The sequence below is a fragment of the Prosthecobacter fluviatilis genome (assembly GCF_042655725.1).
Taxonomy (GTDB): Bacteria; Verrucomicrobiota; Verrucomicrobiia; order Verrucomicrobiales; family Verrucomicrobiaceae; genus Prosthecobacter; species Prosthecobacter fluviatilis.
Window position 1 is genome coordinate 85247 of sequence record NZ_JBHSMQ010000010.1, and the last position, 16578, is coordinate 101824.

A 16578-nucleotide genomic window follows, 5' to 3' on the forward strand; every position below is an offset into this window, starting at 1 on the left:
CGGTGCGGCATTCATCGTCATGGCTCAGCGCATCCAGCGCGGTTCGGTAATGCGGCCGTAACCGCGCAGAATGGAACGACGGTTGCCGCTGCGGAGATCATGGACAAAGAGCTCGCCATGCTGAACGTAGGTGATGAAATGTCCGTTGGGGCTCCATGAGGGGTGCTCTGCGCCACCTGCCTGCACGACATGGACCCGGCCATTTGGGTAGGGTTTGACGGCCACGGCCCATTCACCGCTGGTGCGTGTCGTGAAGGCGATGTGACGGCCGTCGGGCGACCATTCGGGATCTGTGCAGAAGTGGTAGCCGGTGCGCCAGCGGAACAGACGCGAAGAAGCGCCTTCTTTCTGCGGCACTTCGACAATGTACAGCTTTGGGCCGTCGCCGTCGTCGCTGGAAAAGACCAGCTCCCGACCATCTGGATGCCAGGAGGGGCTGGAGGGGGCGCCGACGGAATCACTCACACAGGCAGCGGTGTTCGTGTTGAGGTCGCTGACGAAAATTTCGGGATTGCCGATGAAGCTCATCACTGCGGCAAGGTGGGTGCCATCAGGGGAAAAGGCCGAGCCAAAGCTGCTGCCGGGGGTGTCTGTCACGCCGCGTTCCCAGCCCACATTCACATCCAGCAGACGGATGATGGGAAATCCACTGCGATAGCTGGTGAAGGCGATCATCGAGGAATCGGGCGAAAGGGAGGGGGATACCGCCGCATGTTTGTCATGTGTGACCTGGTGCACTTCGCCGCCTTCGGCGTCGCAAATGTAGATCTGGCGCTTGCCGCTCACATCGCTCACAAAGACGATGCGGCTGGTGGCCAGTCCAGGGCGGCCGGTGATGGTGTAGATGATGTCGTCGGTGAGGGCCTTGAGATTTTCGTCCAGTCCTGGTGCTGCGTAGCTGCGCTGAAAAAGATCTTTGCCTTTGGCATCACGCAGCTTGCCAGTGACGCGTCCGCCGACGGAAGTGCCTTCGACGGTAAAATCGGCCTTTTCGTCATCGCCTGCGACAAAAAACTCACGTGAGTCGAGCAACTCCTTATGCAGAGTCTGCCGGGCGCTGGAGCCGGTGCCGCCGGAAAATGAGCCGACACGGATGCGAGGCATGACTTTCCTGGCCTCTTCGGTTTTGCCCTTGCCTGAGCCCAGGCCGAGGAGGCCGCGAAGCTTGTCCATGACGCCTGCGTCCGCCCGCGTGCCGTGGCATACGACGAGGGTGAGTGTGAGGAGCAGCGCGCGGGCGTTCATGCGGGGGTCAGGGCAGCAGAAGAAAATTCAGTTCCAGATCGTAGCTGTCTTTGGAGTAATTAGAAGGCAGGGTTGTGGAAATTTTTTTCACTTTTGCGGCTGCCTCGAGGATGGACTGGTCCAGCACGTGAGAGCCTGAAAACTTGCTCATCTGCGCTTTCAGGACGGTGCCGTCTTTTCCGATGGAGATGTTCAGGCGCCCTTCACGCTGGCCCTCAGGCACGTTTTCGATGGGGGGGGCGGTCCAGCTGGAGAGGAAGGCGGCATTGACCGCTTCATCGATGACGTCGAGGTCCGGCTCCACCGTGGCTGACGGCTGGGTGTTGGGCGCGGGCAGCGCCGAGGGACGCAGGGCATTGAGCCGGGCGATGTCCATCAGCGTGGGACTGGTCATTGGTGGAACAGGTGCACCGAACATGGTGGGGGTGGCGCGCTTTTCCTGGGCCCTGCGCAGCGTGATGCTGCGGTTGGCAGAGGGCTTGTTTGCGGGGGCGGCTCCGCCGGCAAACAGGGGGGCGCTGGCGGGGTTGGGCACCGGCTCCATCTGGTGCTGCTGAGGTGGGGCGGCGATGAGAGTGGCTTTTTGCACCGGAGCCTCCGTGGCTGGCTTGGGAGGTGTGGCCGGGGGCTCCTGGCTTGCTTTGGGTGGAGCTGCGGCTGCTGATTTGGGCTGGGGCTTTGAGGAAGGGGGCGGCACCTGCGACTTAAAATCTGCGGGGTGCATCCATGCAAGCTGCGGGGCTTTGGCATCCCGCTGGAGGCTGCCGACATTCTGCCACCACCACCAGATGCCAAACACTGCCCCCAGATGCAGCGAAACGATGACAAACACCGCTGCTGAGATCGGCTCCAGCGTCGTGGGACGTTTACGGTTCATCTTCTGTCAGGGGGCGTCAGCATGGGTCGTGACGGCAGTTTTTTGAATGCCCGCAGCCTCGAGCAGCTGCATCGTTTCCACCAGCTGCTGGACTGGGAGGTCGCGGTGCATGCGCACTTCAATGCCGATGCCGGGTTTGCTCTGGGCGAGCTGTTTGAGGGAAACGGGCAGGTCTGCGCGAGCCAGCATCGCGCCGTTGAGTGTGACGGACTGATCGCTGTTCACCAGCAGGGTCATCATCTCGCCAGGGGGCGGGGTGCCGGCTGGTGCGGGTGGAGGAGGCGCTACGGCGTCGAGCATGGCCTTGTCAGCCTTGAGCAAGGGGGCTGCCAGCAGAAACACAAACAGCAGCACCAGCACCAGATCCATCAAAGGGGTGATGCTGATCTCGGTGATGAGGCGGAGCTGATGCCTGTTGGAGTGGCGGTTCATGCGCGGGCGTGGACGGCGTGCTTTGGCGAGGGCAGGGGAGAGGAGCTGGTGCCTGCAAAGGCGGGCATGGAAGGGCTGCCGAGTGCGCTCATGCTGGGGAGGGCTTCGTTGCTGAAGCGATGATCGACAAAGGTGCGGTCAAAGCCGGCGTTGAGCTCACTGGCGAAGTTGTCGAGCCGCACCACCATGCCGCGGATGCGGTTTACCAGGGCATTGTAGCAGACCATGCTGGGGATGGCGACGAGGAGGCCCAGCACGGTGGTGACGAGCGCCGTGGTGATGCCGGGCGCCAGGGTGGCGAGAGTGGCCGTGCTGCCTGCGGATGTCAGGGTGCTGAAGGTGTCGAGGATGCCCCAGACGGTGCCCAGGAGGCCGAGAAAGGGGGCACTGCTCAGGGTGGTGGCCACCCAGCCCATGCGGGCTTCGAGCCGCAGAGCCGCCTCCGCCACGCTGCGCTCCATCGCCACCTGCACGGCGCTCATCTGGGAGGGGGTGATGCGGCCTGCGCCTTGCAGCCGGGCGGCGAACGTCGTGCCGGGTTCATCCTCGCCCAGCAGGTACCATGACATCTCACGGCATGCCGCATGGTAGATGTGATAAAAGGAGGAGAACTCATGGGGCTCGCGCTGCTGGTAGAGCTCCAAGGCGTGGTTGCTCTCACGATATTCGCGCAGAAAGGACAGGTTTGCCTTGTGCACCCGGGAGAGCAGGAAGTGCTTGCTCAAGATCACCGCCCAGCTGGTGACTGAGAAAAGCGCGAGGATGCCGCAGATGATCCAGCAGGTCAGGGTGCTGTGTTCGAGGCCATACTGCAGGCCGGGAGAAATGAAGGATTCCATGGGCGGCATTGCGAGGGAAAAGAATGCTGCTAGTTAAAAGACCTTAATAGTCTGGCGTCAACAGACGAGTGCGGGCAGAATGATGCGGTGCGGAGCCAGCGCCTGCGGTTTGGGGTGTCATGGAGACACTCGGCGAATCTCAGCCTCAAGGGGCCATAGGTGCAATGAGAGGTTTGTTCATGCCTGCTGAATACGAAGCGCTTCTTGCACCCGGCCCGTTTCTTGCTTCCCTCGGGGACTCAACACCCAAACACACCCCCTAAGATGCCCGTAGCCACACCCGCCCAGTACCGTGCCATGATTGATGCCGCCCAGAAGGGTGGATATGCCTATCCCGCCATCAACGTCACCTCCCTGCCCACGATCAACGGCGCGCTGAAGGCTTTTGCGGAGTCCAAGTCTGACGGCATTATCCAGGTCTCCACGGGGGGCGGCGAGTTCGCCTCTGGCACTTCCGTGAAGGACATGGCCCTCGGTGCCATCGTTCTGGCCGAGGCTGTGCACATCCTGGCCGCCCGCTATGACATCCTGGTGGCCCTGCACACGGACCACTGCCATCCGAAGAATGTGGAGAAGTTCCTGAAGCCTCTCCTGGCCGCCACCAAGGCACGCCGCGAGGCTGGCAAGGGCAACCTCTTCAACTCCCACATGTTTGACGGCTCCGAGCTGCCGCTGGAAGAAAACATGCGTGTGTCCAAGGAACTGCTGCAGCAGTGTGCCGAGCTGGACATCATCCTCGAAATCGAAGCCGGCGTGGTCGGCGGCGAGGAAGACGGCCATGACACCTCCGGTGTGGCCAATGACAAGCTGTACACCACCCCTGAAGACATGCTGACGGTGTATGAGACGCTCAACGGCATCGGCCGCTTCATGTTTGCCGCGACCTTTGGCAACGTGCACGGCGCCTACAAGCCCGGCGCGGTGAAGCTGAAGCCCACCATCCTGCGCGACGGCCAGGCCGCAGTGACCGCCAAGTACGGCGCGGCAGCCGAGATGGACCTGGTCTTCCACGGCGGCTCCGGTACTCCGCTGGAAGAAATCCGCGAGACGCTGGGCTACGGCGTCATCAAGATGAACATCGACACCGACACCCAGTATGCCTTCACGCGCCCGATCGTGGGCCACATGATGAAGAACTACGACGGCGTGCTCAAGATCGACGGCGAAGTGGGCGACAAGAAAGCCTATGACCCCCGCAGCTACCTCAAGAAGGGCGAGCAGGGCCTCTGCGACCGCATGAAGGAAGCCTGTGACGACCTGCTGAGCACGGGCAAGACGATCTTTGGCACGGTCTAAGCCTCAGCGTCTTCATCAACTCCATCGGAAGGCAGCGTGAAGGCGCTGCCTTCTGTCTTTTCACTCCACTCACTTTATTCCAGCCGTGAAATCTCATCTCCCCGGTCATCCCATGCAGATCTACCTCATCCGCCACGGAGAGGTGGAGGAGAAGTACCACAAGGTGTTTGGTGGATCGCGAATCGACATGGCGCTGTCTCCGCGCGGCCTGAAGATGGGGGAGGCGGCGGCGGAGTGGCTGAAGGACACGAAGCTGGACGCGCTGTATGCCAGCCCGATGCTGCGCGTGCAGCAGACGCTGGCGCCGCTGGCCGCACAGCGCGGGCTGGAGCCGCAGATCCTGACTGGGCTGCGAGAGATGGACTTTGGCGACTGGACGGGAAACCGCTGGGACGAGGTGCAGACGAAGTTTGGGATGAGCGCCTTTGACTGGCTGGAGATCATCGAGAGCAACGGCCTGCCGAATGGCGAGAACATCGAAAGCCTGAAGGCGCGCGTGCGCGAGAGCATGCTGCAGATCATTCATGCGCATCCGCACGGGAAGGTGGCGGTGTACTGCCACGGCGGGATCATCCGCGTGATCCTGGCGCTGCTGCTGGAGGTGCCGCTGGCGCACCTGGCGCACTTTAACATCGAGTACGGCAGCATCAGCCTGGTGGAGCTGCTGCCGGACAGGAAGCATGCGGTGGAGATCGAGCTGCTGAACTTTCAGCCGCCGATCATGCAGGCCAGTTGAGCTGCTACTGGAGTGTCTTCAGACCAGTTGCGGCGCAACTGGGCAACTTTAGTAGTTCAGCGGCTTGAGCTCAGGCACGACGAATTTGCCGTCCTTGCGGATGAGCTTGCCGTCGAAGCGGATTTCGCCGCCACCGTATTCGGGGCGCTGGATGTTGACGAGATCCCAGTGCACCTGGCTGCGGTTGCCGTTGTCGGCGACGCCTTCGTAGGCCTGGCCGGGGGTGAAGTGGAAGCTGCCGGCGATCTTTTCGTCGAAGAGGATGTCGCGCATGGGCTCTTTGATCTCACGATTGAAGCCGATGGCGAATTCGCCGATGTAGCGGGCGCCTTCGTCGCTGTCGAGGATCTTGTTGATGGCGGCGGTGTTGTTGGCGGTGGCGTTGACGATTTTGCCTTTGCTGAACTCGAGCTTCACGCTGTCAAAGGCGATGCCCTGGTAGATGGTGGGAGCATTGTAGCTGATGACGCCTTCGACGCTGTCTTTCACCGGGGCGGAGAAGACTTCGCCGTCGGGGATGTTGTGGCCGCCGCCGCAGACGATGCCTTTGAGACCCTTGAGGCTGAAGCGGAGGTCGGTGCCCGGGCCGGTGATGTGGACGTCCCTGGCCTTGTCCATGAGCTTTTTCAAAGCGTTCATGGCAGGGATCAGGGCGGCGTAGTCGAGCAGGCAGACGCGGAAGAAGAAGTCTTCAAAGGCCTGGGTGCTCATGCCAGCCTGCTGGGCCATGGAGGCGGTGGGCCAGCGGAGGACGACCCAGCGGCTGTTGTTCACACGCTCGTTCTGCACGGGGCGGAGCTTGGCCATGACCATCTTCATCTGCTCGGCAGGGACGTCTGCGGCCTCGGTGATGTTGTGGCTGCCGCGCACGGCGATGTAGCAGTCCGTCTGCTTCATCAGCGCGAGGTTGTTTTCGGCGATGATGTCGTACTGCTTTGCGCTGGCGTGGATCATCTGCTCGCGGGTGATGACGGCGTCATTGATACGGACCATGGGCATGCCGCCTGCGGCGACGACTTCGCGGATGAGGCTCTGGCCCACGGTGTTGGGCACGTCGAAGAGGTCGATCCAGACGAGGTCGCCTTTTTTGACCTTGGTGGAGTAGCGGACGAGCTGGCGGGAGAGGGCGTCAATACGGGGATCGTGCATATGAGGGGGACTGTGGCGGAAAAGACACAGGCTGGCAAAAGGGAAAATCGGGGGAATAATGGGGGCATGCGCCACCTGATGCTCTTTCTTTTCGGTGTATTGAGCCATTCCGCGACCTGCGGCCAGACACCTGAGTGGGTCAAGGAACTCACGCCCGGCACTGCCGGAACACAGCGCAAGGTGCCGCCCTGCAAGCTGACCTTTGATGTGGGCTGGAGCCATGTGATGACGGCGGGCCAGGCCACGCTGACCGTGCGTGAGGCTGGAAATTTCTGGCGCGCTGATGCGGGGGCGGCGAGCACCGGGCTGGCGCGTGCGCTGTGGAAGTATGACTGTGAGATGACCTCCATCATGCACCGGGGAGATCTGCGGGCGCACTACCTGCAGCACCAGGAGACAGACAGCGCAGAGACGTGCCGCTACCGGGTGTCGTTTGAGCGGCAGAGGGTCATCACAGAGACCGAGGTGCGGCCGGTGAAGGGGACGCCGGGCACGTCAACGGCGGTGTGTCCCTTTGGTCCGATGGATGACATCCTCTCGGTGATCCTGTATGTGCGCAGCCAGGAGCTGAAGGACGGGCAGAAGATCACCCGGGTGGTGCAGCCGTGGGACACGCCCTATCTGACGACGTTTGAGGTGCAGGGGCGTGAGAGCATCACGTACGGCGGGCAGAAGAGGCCCTGCATCAAGCTGGGGCTGAAGATCCGGAAAATAGACCGCACCACGCTGGCCCTGAGCGCCTACAAAAAAATGAAAACGGCGACCATCTGGGTGTCTGACGACGAGCTGCGCATCCCCATCGAGATGAATGCGAGCGTTTTTGTCGGGTTCATGTTTGCGAAGCTGACCCGGTTTGAAACGCTGAGCGGCAAGGAGGCCACGGCAGCCCTGCCTGCGAGCATCACGGTGAAGCCTCCGCCTGCGCCTTAAGGAGCGGCGGTGGCTGCTTCGACGCTGATTTTGATGTCGTCAAAGAACACGGGCTCGCCTGAAAAGGGAGTGGCCCAGATGGCGCATTTGCCCTGGCCTTTGAGGTTCTTTTCAGGGTGCTTTATGAGTGGCTCTGCGGGTTCGGCGGCATCGGCAGGCCAGGCTTTGCCTGTGATGGTCCAGGCATCTCCTTCTGCTTTTTTGGCTTCGAGTTTGATCCTGACCCAGGCTTCGCTGGTCCAGGCAAATGGGACGGAGGCCAGTGTCTCGGTGCCTTTGACCAGGTCGAGGGATTTTTTGGCTGGATTGACCATGAGCCGGTGGCCGCTCATGCCATGCACGCTGACACCGAAGCGTGGGGTGCTGCGGCCGCGCTTGATGGCCAGAACGCGGGCCTCGATGCTGGCATTGCCACTGGCGGAGATGGCGAGCTGGGCGCTGGCATCGGTGACCGGGTTGGGGTCCACCACGATGGCCTTGTTGCCATCGCGTGCGGCGATCTTGATGGTGCCATCAACGACGAAAACGTCCTTGGGCGGCTCGCCTTCAGCCCAGTCGTCGGCCTTGATGTCAAAAGATTGAAGCTGCTGTGCGTGGAGAGAAGAGGCGGCGAGCAGGCTGGCGGCAAGAAGCAGTCGTTTCATGGCGGGGGGAGACGAAACTGCCTCAGCGCACTGGTTCTTTCAGCAGGGCCAGGGCTTCGAGCGCGGAGGCGTCTTCGTGCACGATGGCGGCAAGGCTGCGGGCGATGGCGGCGGGGTTTTTGTGCTGCCAGACGTTGCGGCCGATGGCGATGCCTGCGGCTCCGGCGTCCATGGCATCTTCCACCATCTTGAGGAGGCCGGCGTCGTCTCCCATGGCGGCGCCGCCGAGGATGATGACGGGCACAAAGCTCTGCCCCACGATGCGGCGGAAGTCTTCGACAGTGCCGTTGGTGGGGTAGGGGGTCTTGACGACGTCAGAGCCGAGCTCTGCGGCAAGGCGGACGGCGAAGCTGACATTTTCCACCGTGTATTTTTCAGGGGCACCGAGGGCGTAAGGCAGGGACTCAAGAATGACTGGGATGTCTGTGTCCAGGCTGAGACGGATGAGGTCTGCGCATTCCTGGAAGTTGGCCTTTTCGTAGGCGGAACCAGGGTAGAGCATGTTCATGACGGCGTTGGCGCCAACCATTTCCGCTTCTTCGACGCCAAAGACGCCGATGCTGCCAGCGCCTTCGCCCGTGGTGCGGGTATTGTAAATGTCTGTGCGCAGGATGATGCCCTTGCCTGCAAGGCTGTCGGCGGCACGGAGAGCCACACCGAGGTTCATGACGTAGCCGTCGACGAACTCATTGACGTCATCGATGAGCTGGAAGGGGTTTTCCAGACCGGGCACGGGAATGGCGCAACCGTGGTCAATGGGGAGAATGACGGTCTTGCCGTTGCGAAAGAGGGCTTCGAGGTTTTCCTGGCGGTTCATGGAGTCGGGGTTGGAGGGGTATGAGGGTTCATCGCTGCGATGAGGGCCGCGTGCAAACCAAAATCCAGCCCCGCCTGAGGCTGCCCAGCCGCTCAGCGGGTGATTCTCTGGGGCTGGCTTTTCACCTTTTCGATCTCGCGGTTGGAGCTTTCCTCGTCGCGTTCGAAGCGGGTTTTGTCACGCTTGTGGTCTCGCACGATGTCAACCGTCCAGAAGGCACCACTGAGCCCGGTGGCGAGCAGGAGAAGGAAGAGGATGAAGCAGATGAAGGACATCTGCCGCTCCTGGCTGCGCCGCTGCTCGCGGTTGGAGTCCACATCAAGCACGCCCAGCAGGTCCATCCACCAAAGCCGCCAGACACTTGGGTCGCGTGCGATGTTCAAAGCCCAGAAGCTGATGAACAGTGCAAGAATGGAGGCTATGGCAAGACCTATGGGCATACTCCGTCAAACTTTGCCCGATGACATGCAGCCAATGTCGTGTTCAGAGGATGCTGGAGCAGCCCTTACCAATTTTTGATCCACTTGACGGACACCGTGGGGTCCGTGAGGGTGCTGATGCTCTGCTTGGTGGTGTTCTGCTCGTCTTCAGAATATGACCAGAGGTCATAGGTGGAATTGATGGTGGTCGGGGTGGTGGTGTTATTGTTGCTGGTATTGCTGGCACCAGTGGCGACGGTTGGCGCTGCGGCTTTCAGGTACTGGAAGGGGTGGCCGAATCCGTCGATGAGGATGTAGGTGGCGCCTTTCCGGGTGAAGATGGTCTGGGGAATTTCGACGAACATCTTGTTTTTGATTTCGGCTGCGCCTTCCACTTTTCCATCGGACGAGCCGCCCGCGCTGCCACCGGCAGCGCTGGAGGAGGCTCCTGTGACGCCTTTGATCTGGTCATATCCGTCACCTGTGAGGGCCTGGTAGAGGCATGCGGCTCCGGAGGTGTCGTAAGTGGCCACGCCAGGAGGGAATGCCACCATCTGATTGCTGCCCGCAGGCTGCGGATACTCGCCGAATTCCGTGTTGTAACGTTCAAGGGCAAGCTTGATGGCCTCAAACGTGCCCGTGGTGACGCGCCGTTTTGAAGAGCGCATGGCATAGGTGTAGCCACCCAGGGTCAAGGCTGCGAGCAATGAGATGATGGTGACAACGATGAGCATCTCCACCAGGGTGAAGGCGCGTGTACGTGAATGCGAGGCGAAGCGAGTTGTTTTCATGGCTTCAAGAGTGGTTGGGGTTGTCGGGGGCGGGGGCAGGCCTGGCCTTAGCCGCCAGCGCCGCCGCTGAGGTTTTTGATCACGTCGATGAGCGGGAGGAAGAGGGCCATGACGATGACGCCGACGACGAGGGCGAGCACAACGATCATGAGCGGCTCAAGCATGGAGGTGAGCGCGGAGACGGAGTTGTCCACTTCGTCTTCATAAACGTCTGCGATCTTGAGGAGCATCTCCGGGAGCTGGCCGGTTTCTTCGCCCACGTCCACCATGGAGATCACCATGGGGGGGAACACGCCGCTGGACTCCAGGGGGGCGACCATGGACTCACCTTCCTTCACAGCGTCATGCACCTTGGTGATGGCGTCTGAAACGATGGTGTTGCCTGCGGTGTCGCGGGTGATGTTGAGGGCCTGCAGAATCGGGACGCCGGAGGTCACCAGGGTGCCGAGGGTGCGGGTGAAACGGGAGATGGCGGTCTTGCGCTGCACATCGCCGAAGAGAGGCAGCTTGAGCTTGGTGCGGTCGATCCAGCGACGGCCGCCTTTGGTGGAGGCGAGCACGCGCCAGCCTGCGACGGTGCCGACAATACCGCCAAGGAGGATCCACTTGTATTCGAACATGTTGCGGCTGAAGCCGATGACCCACTTGGTGAGCTCCGGCAGCTTGTCCTTGCTGCCGAGCATGTCTTCAAAGATGACTTCGAAGCGGGGGACGATGACCATCATGAGGAAGACCATGATGGCTGCGGCGATGCACATCACGATGATGGGGTAAACCATCGCGGCGACGATCTTGTTTTTGAGCTTCTGGGCCTTTTCCTGGTATTCAGCAAGGCGGTTGAGCACGAGCTCGAGCACACCACCGAGCTCGCCAGCCTTCACCATGTTGATGTAGAGCTTGTTGAAAATGCGAGGGTACTGCTGAAGGCTTTCAGAGAAGGTGCTGCCGGTCTGCACGTTGTCCGCCAAAGTGTTGATGGTCGCCTTCATGATCGGATTGGGCTCCTGACGGCCCAACACGGTGAGGCCGCGCAGGAGGGGCAGGCCGGAGTCGATGAGGGTGGCGAGCTGACGGGTGAAAATCATCAGGCTCTTGCTCTTCACCTTGGCATTCGCGCCGATTTTGACGGACTTTGTCTTGCCTTTGGAGGTCGATTTGACGCGTTTCTTGATGGCTGCCGCCTGACCCTGACCTTCCGCCGCGACGCTGGTCGGATAAAGGCCGGACTGGCGCAGTTGATTGATGGCATCTGCCTCGGAGGCAGCGTCAAGATCTCCGGCGGTTTCCTGTCCGTTCTGATCCAGGGCGATGTAATGAAACGTGGGCATAGGGGCTTGTCGTGGCGGCGTTGGCGTTAGTTCAGAGTAATTTTAGAATACCGGGACGGCGGGTGTTCTGTCCATCAAATAATGTACAGTGGGGCACAGGACTGCCGCGCCGGCCTGAGGGGCGTGCATCAGGTGTATTTCAGGACTTCTTCGATGGTGGTGGCGCCATCGTAGATGCTGCGCAGCCCGTCTTCACGGAGGGTGACCATGCCGAGCTCAATGGCCTTCTGCTTCAGCACGATGGAGGGGGCGCGGCCAGTGATGAGTTCACGGATGGGGTCGGTGACATCGAGCAGCTCGTAGAGGCCCTTTCGGCCTTTGTAGCCGCTGTTGCCACAGACTGAGCAGCCGGAGCCGGTGTAGAAGTGTTTTCCGCCGAGGTCCGACGGTGTGAGGCCGAGCTGATTGAGGATGTGGAGGCTGGGCTCGTAAGGCGCACGGCAGCTCTTGCAGATGGTGCGCAGAAGGCGCTGGGCGAGGACGCCTTCGAGGGTGGCGGAGACGAGGAAGGGCTCCACGCCCATGTCCACCAAGCGTGTGACGGCTCCGGCAGAGTCGTTGGTGTGCAGGGTGCTGAGCACCAAGTGTCCGGTGAGGGAGGCCTGGATGGCGATCTGGGCGGTTTCAAGGTCGCGCATTTCTCCCACCATGATGCGGTCCGGATCCTGACGGAGGAAGGAACGCAGGGCCTTGGCGAAGGTGAGGCCGACAGACTCGTTGATCGGCACCTGCATGACGCCGTCGAGCTCATACTCCACCGGATCTTCGGCGGTGAGCAGCTTGCAGTCGATGGTGTTGATGCGGCGCAGGCAGGCGTAGAGCGTGGTGGTCTTGCCGGCTCCGGTGGGGCCGGTGACGATGAAGATGCCGTTGGGCTTGTGGATGGTCTCGACGATGTAGTCCTGGAGGAAGGGCTGCATGCCCAGGGCTTCGAGTTCAATGTTGATCGAGGAGCGGTCAAGAACGCGCAGCACCACGGACTCGCCGTGCTGAGTAGGCAGGGAGTTGACACGCATGTCCACCGGCTTGCCGCCGACGTTGGTCATGATGCGTCCGTCCTGCGGGATGCGGCGCTCGGCGATGTTCATGTTCGCCATGACCTTGATACGAGAGATGATCGAGGTGGCCAGATGAATGGGCGGCGGCGCCATTTCATAGAGCGCACCGTCCACGCGGTAGCGGATTTTGAACTCGCGCTCGAAGGGCTCGAAGTGAATGTCGCTGGCCCGTTCCTTGATGGCCTGCTGCATCACCAGGTCGACGAATTTGACGATGGGGGCGGAGTTTGCCTCGGCCTCGGCCGTGACGCCCTCTTTGCCTGCCTTGCCCATCTGGCCGAAGATTTCCTCGATGCTGGGAGCGCCCGCACCGTAGTATTTCTCGATCAAAGTCAGCACCTGGCTGCGGCGTGCGACCACGGGCACGATGGTTTTTTCGAGCCCGAAGCGCAGATCTTCCACCAGCTGAGGGTTGAGCGGGTCGGTAAATGCCACATGGAGTCCCTGGGCGTCGAGGGTGATGGGGAAGGCGCCGTAGAGACGCGCCATGCCGGCCGGGATCAAGGCCACCACGGAGGGGGGCGGCTCAAAATTGTCGAGATCGAAGTGATCGGCTCCGAGTTCATCCGCCACCTGAGCCCAGAATTCATCTTCGTTGGTGTAAATGCCGTAGGAGAGCAGCACCTGGACAATGTCTTTGCCGTTTTGCACGGAATCCTGCTCGATGTCGTAGGCGAGACCTTTGTCGATCACGCCCCGGCCTTTGAGCATCTCTACCACATTATGGGGAGTCATAGTCGTCTGTAAGAAATGAAGTTCGTTTGGTAAGTCGGGGAGTGAAGATCAGTCTGCGTCTGCCATGGTGGCCTCGATCACTTCCTCGGCGGTTGTGAGGCCGGAGAGCACCTTGCGGATGCCGTCTTCGCGCAGGGTGCGCATGCCCAGTTCGCGAGCACGTTTGCGAAGCTGGGGAGTGGTGAGCTGCTGGTTGATCATGCCGCGCACCTCGTCATCGATCTTGAAGATCTCGACGATGGACATACGGCCGCGGAAGCCGCGCTGGCGGCATTTGGAGCAGCCGACGGAGCTCATGATGGTGGACTCCGCCATCTGGGCGGCTTCGAGGCCGAGGGAGCGCAGCTCGTGGGAGGAGAGCTTGCCGGGCTGCTTGCAGTCCGGGCAGAGCTTGCGGACGAGGCGCTGCGCCTCGATGGCACGCACTGCGGAGGCGGTGAGGAAGGGCTTCACGCCGATGTCTGTGAGACGGGCGACGGCGCTGGGGGCGTCGTTGGTGTGGAGCGTACTGAAAACAAGGTGACCTGTGAGCGATGCCTGGATGGCGATGGAGGCGGTCTCAAGGTCACGAATTTCCCCCAGCATGATGATGTTGGGCGCCTGACGCAGCATGGCGCGGAGTGCGGCGGCGAAAGTCATGCCCACGTCCTCCTTCACCATCACCTGGTTGATGCCGGCGAGTTCGTATTCGACCGGGTCCTCAACGGTGATGATCTTGCGGTCCGGTCGGTTGATGTAGTTGAGGCAGGCGTAGAGGGTGGTCGTTTTGCCGGAACCGGTGGGGCCGGTGACGAGAATGATGCCGTCCGGCAGTGTGATGAGCTGCTCGAAGGCGGCCTGGTCATCGCTGAGGAAGCCCAGGTCCACGAGGCCAAGCTTGAGGCTGCTCTTGTCGAGAACACGCATGACGACGCTTTCACCGTTGTTGGTGGGGATGATCGAGACACGCATGTCGATCTCCTTGTCGTTGAAATGCATCTGGATACGGCCGTCCTGCGGGATGCGCTTTTCATCCAGCTGCATGGAGCCCGTCATGATCTTGAGGCGCCCGATGATCGCCGAGTGCAGGCGCTTGGGATGATGCTCCACGTCCACGAGGACACCATCCATGCGGTAGCGGATGCGGATGTCCTTTTCCAGCGGCTCCACATGAATGTCTGAAGCCTTCTGCTTGAAGGCCTCCATCAGGAGGTTCTGCACCAGCTTGATGACCGGGGCGTCTGCGTCAGAAGAGGTGGAGGGATCTCCGCCCTTGGTGGTGATGCCGAGGATGGCGTCATTGCCATAGATGTTGGACTGCACCGTCTTGATCAAAGCCGGGGTGGAGCAGTAGTACTCAATGTCCGGCTGCAGCACGTGCGGCAGGGCATCGAGTGTCTCGAAGTCGAAAGGATCTGCCACCGCGACCTGGAGGGTGCTCCCGTTCATTCCCAGAGGCGCGATTTTGTATTTCTGCGCCACGTCCAGCGGAACAAGGGACTTCAGGCTGGGATGGGCTTCGAAGCCGTTCAAATCAACGTACTCCATGCCGGAGCTGACGGCTACGGTGCGTGCGATCTGCTCATCCGAGACTGCGCCCGATTTGACCAAAACTGCGACGACGCTCTCTCCAGGTTTCAGACCTGTCTTTGCCTGCTGGATGTCACGCTCGGACAACTGGCCGGTTTCCAGGAGCTGTTCGAGGAGGTATGCTTCATTGGAGTACATGAATTCGGATCGGCTTGGCGGGTGGTGCGTGAAATAGGTATTTTGCGATAATTCTCAGACTACAACCTCACGCAGGAAAGTGTCAATGTCTCGGCGTTCACAACATGAAAATTGATGACAATGAATGACAAACCACCGCAGGAATGAGCGTTCGACTTGCCCTGCCATCCAATATCGACGACTCACACCACCCTTATGCACCTCGCCCAGCGTTTATCCGTCCCGTTTCTCGGCATCTGTCTTGCCATGTCAGGTTTCACTCCGCGCACGGCTGGAGCGCATGATGCGGGAACGCAGATGTCCGCCATCGCCAAGGTGTTTCTGGCGGCGCTGAATCCAGAGCAAAAGGCGAAGGCCTGCTTTGAGTTTGCAGCTGAGGAGCGTGAAAACTGGCACTTTATTCCGCGTGAACGCAAAGGACTACCGCTCAAGGAAATGACGCCGCAGCAGAGACTGCTGGCCCATGCGCTGCTGAGCACCGGACTGAGTTTCAGAGGGACTGCCAAGGCGGTGACGATCATGAGCCTCGAAGAGGTGCTCTACCAGATGGAGGGGGCGGATGAATCATCCAAGCGTGCGGCGGTCCGTGAGAAGCGTGATCCTGAAAAGTACTTTGTGTCCATCTTTGGCGAACCCGCCGACAAGGGTGCATGGGGCTGGCGTGTCGAAGGGCATCACCTTTCGTTGAATTTCACCATCAAAGACGGTCAGATGCTGCGTGCCACGCCTTCTTTCATGGGAACCAATCCGGGTGAAATCCGCCAGGGACCGCTTACCGGGCTGCGCGTGCTCGGCGTCGAGGAAGAGCTGGGCCGCGAGCTGGTCAAGTCGCTGACTCCCGAGCAGTTCAAGACCGCCTTTGTCGCCACGGAAGCCCCGAAGGAGATGATCACCGCCGCCGAGCACAAAGTAAGCCCGCTGGCTCCGGCAGGGCTGCCAGATTCTGAACTCAACGAAGCCCAGAAGGGCATGCTGACGCGCCTGATCTCAGAGTATATCGAGAGGCTGCGTCCTGAAATCGCCGAAGCTGCGCGTGCTGAGTTCAAAAACAGCGGCCCGATCTACTTTGCCTGGGCTGGTGGCAAGGAGCGTGGTGAGCCGCATTACTACCGCGTGCAGGGCAAGACCTTCCTGCTGGAGTATGACAACACCCAGAACGACGCCAATCATGTGCACAGTGTGTGGCGCAGCTTTGACGGCGACTTTGGCCGCGACCTGCTGGGTGAGCATGTGAAGCGGGATCACTGATGCCGGTGCCGACGGACCGGGGAAAATTTTTCCCCGGATGAGGTGATATGCGCAATTAGCGTGCCGGTTTTGGTTGCACACATCTATTCGCAGGCTGTTCACAGCTTGTTCACTCCACTTGGAGGGGATCTTCACAATTCGATGCAAATAAATTTTGAATGTTTTGTTTATCGGAATGAAAACTTCAAAAAATATATCGAAGAAGAGCTTGTTTCGTGTGTCGGTTTCGTCATACAAAGCATCGTCATTTTAAAAGAACTTCAATGGCCTCCTGATTCCTCCCATTGAAACTTCTACAGACATCTCCTCCCAACCTAATCCGACCTC

Annotated in this window: 16 protein-coding genes; 4 read left to right on the top strand and 12 right to left on the bottom strand. The window is 60.5% G+C overall.

Features of this window, described 5'->3' with window-relative positions; genetic code table 11:
* Positions 1 to 24: 24 nt before the first annotated feature.
* The 4 genes from ACFQDI_RS21245 to ACFQDI_RS21260 are packed head-to-tail and all read right to left on the bottom strand — an operon-like array spanning position 25 to position 3393.
* Positions 25 to 1245, bottom strand: a complete 1221-nt coding sequence (locus ACFQDI_RS21245; protein ID WP_377170682.1) for a hypothetical protein — start codon at positions 1243 to 1245, stop codon at positions 25 to 27.
* Between the two features lie 7 nt (positions 1246 to 1252).
* Positions 1253 to 2122 carry a TonB C-terminal domain-containing protein gene (locus tag ACFQDI_RS21250; protein WP_377170685.1) on the bottom strand — a complete coding sequence of 290 codons (870 nt, stop codon included), beginning with the start codon at positions 2120 to 2122 and terminating at the stop codon, positions 1253 to 1255.
* 6 nt (positions 2123 to 2128) lie between these two features.
* Positions 2129 to 2554, bottom strand: a complete 426-nt coding sequence (locus ACFQDI_RS21255; protein WP_377170687.1) for an ExbD/TolR family protein — start codon at positions 2552 to 2554, stop codon at positions 2129 to 2131.
* Positions 2551 to 3393, bottom strand: coding sequence for a MotA/TolQ/ExbB proton channel family protein (locus tag ACFQDI_RS21260; protein WP_377170689.1), 843 nt, complete (start codon positions 3391 to 3393; stop codon positions 2551 to 2553). The genes ACFQDI_RS21255 and ACFQDI_RS21260 overlap by 4 nt, the downstream gene beginning before the upstream one ends.
* Positions 3394 to 3657: 264 nt before the next feature.
* Here ACFQDI_RS21260 and fbaA point away from each other — a divergent pair, with 264 nt between their 5' ends.
* Together fbaA and ACFQDI_RS21270 are read left to right on the top strand one after the other, a co-directional pair.
* The gene (fbaA, locus tag ACFQDI_RS21265) at positions 3658 to 4689 is read left to right on the top strand and encodes a class II fructose-bisphosphate aldolase (protein WP_377170691.1); all 1032 of its coding nucleotides are present in this window, start codon (positions 3658 to 3660) and stop codon (positions 4687 to 4689) included.
* 85 nt (positions 4690 to 4774) lie between these two features.
* Entirely contained in the window at positions 4775 to 5425 is a 651-nt protein-coding gene (locus ACFQDI_RS21270) for a histidine phosphatase family protein (protein ID WP_377170694.1), read from the top strand.
* Positions 5426 to 5473: 48 nt separating this feature from the next.
* Here ACFQDI_RS21270 and ACFQDI_RS21275 read toward each other — a convergent pair whose 3' ends face one another.
* Positions 5474 to 6574 carry an aminopeptidase gene (locus ACFQDI_RS21275; protein WP_377170696.1) on the bottom strand — a complete coding sequence of 367 codons (1101 nt, stop codon included), beginning with the start codon at positions 6572 to 6574 and terminating at the stop codon, positions 5474 to 5476.
* A 66-nt stretch (positions 6575 to 6640) separates the two neighbouring features.
* Here ACFQDI_RS21275 and ACFQDI_RS21280 point away from each other — a divergent pair, with 66 nt between their 5' ends.
* Entirely contained in the window at positions 6641 to 7504 is an 864-nt protein-coding gene (locus ACFQDI_RS21280) for a DUF3108 domain-containing protein (RefSeq protein ID WP_377170698.1), read from the top strand.
* Here the strand turns inward: ACFQDI_RS21280 and ACFQDI_RS21285 are convergent.
* From ACFQDI_RS21285 to ACFQDI_RS21315, 7 genes are all read right to left on the bottom strand, one after another.
* Entirely contained in the window at positions 7501 to 8148 is a 648-nt protein-coding gene (locus ACFQDI_RS21285; protein ID WP_377170700.1) for a hypothetical protein, read from the bottom strand. The genes ACFQDI_RS21280 and ACFQDI_RS21285 overlap by 4 nt on opposite strands.
* Before the next feature lie 22 nt (positions 8149 to 8170).
* Positions 8171 to 8965 carry a class I fructose-bisphosphate aldolase gene (locus ACFQDI_RS21290; RefSeq protein ID WP_377170702.1) on the bottom strand — a complete coding sequence of 265 codons (795 nt, stop codon included), beginning with the start codon at positions 8963 to 8965 and terminating at the stop codon, positions 8171 to 8173.
* A 92-nt stretch (positions 8966 to 9057) separates the two neighbouring features.
* Positions 9058 to 9405 carry a hypothetical protein gene (locus tag ACFQDI_RS21295; RefSeq protein WP_377170704.1) on the bottom strand — a complete coding sequence of 116 codons (348 nt, stop codon included), beginning with the start codon at positions 9403 to 9405 and terminating at the stop codon, positions 9058 to 9060.
* Between the two features lie 65 nt (positions 9406 to 9470).
* Complete coding sequence (locus tag ACFQDI_RS21300; RefSeq protein ID WP_377170706.1) at positions 9471 to 10175, bottom strand: type II secretion system protein; 705 nt, start codon at positions 10173 to 10175, stop codon at positions 9471 to 9473.
* Between the two features lie 47 nt (positions 10176 to 10222).
* Positions 10223 to 11503, bottom strand: a complete 1281-nt coding sequence (locus ACFQDI_RS21305; RefSeq protein WP_377170709.1) for a type II secretion system F family protein — start codon at positions 11501 to 11503, stop codon at positions 10223 to 10225.
* 128 nt (positions 11504 to 11631) lie between these two features.
* Complete coding sequence (locus ACFQDI_RS21310; protein ID WP_377170711.1) at positions 11632 to 13296, bottom strand: GspE/PulE family protein; 1665 nt, start codon at positions 13294 to 13296, stop codon at positions 11632 to 11634.
* 48 nt (positions 13297 to 13344) lie between these two features.
* Positions 13345 to 15003 carry a GspE/PulE family protein gene (locus tag ACFQDI_RS21315; RefSeq protein ID WP_377170713.1) on the bottom strand — a complete coding sequence of 553 codons (1659 nt, stop codon included), beginning with the start codon at positions 15001 to 15003 and terminating at the stop codon, positions 13345 to 13347.
* 246 nt (positions 15004 to 15249) lie between these two features.
* Between ACFQDI_RS21315 and ACFQDI_RS21320 the strand changes: the two genes are divergently transcribed.
* Positions 15250 to 16251 (top strand): DUF3500 domain-containing protein, encoded by a 1002-nt coding sequence (locus ACFQDI_RS21320; protein ID WP_377170715.1) that lies wholly within the window; start codon positions 15250 to 15252, stop codon positions 16249 to 16251.
* Positions 16252 to 16578: the final 327 nt, after the last annotated feature.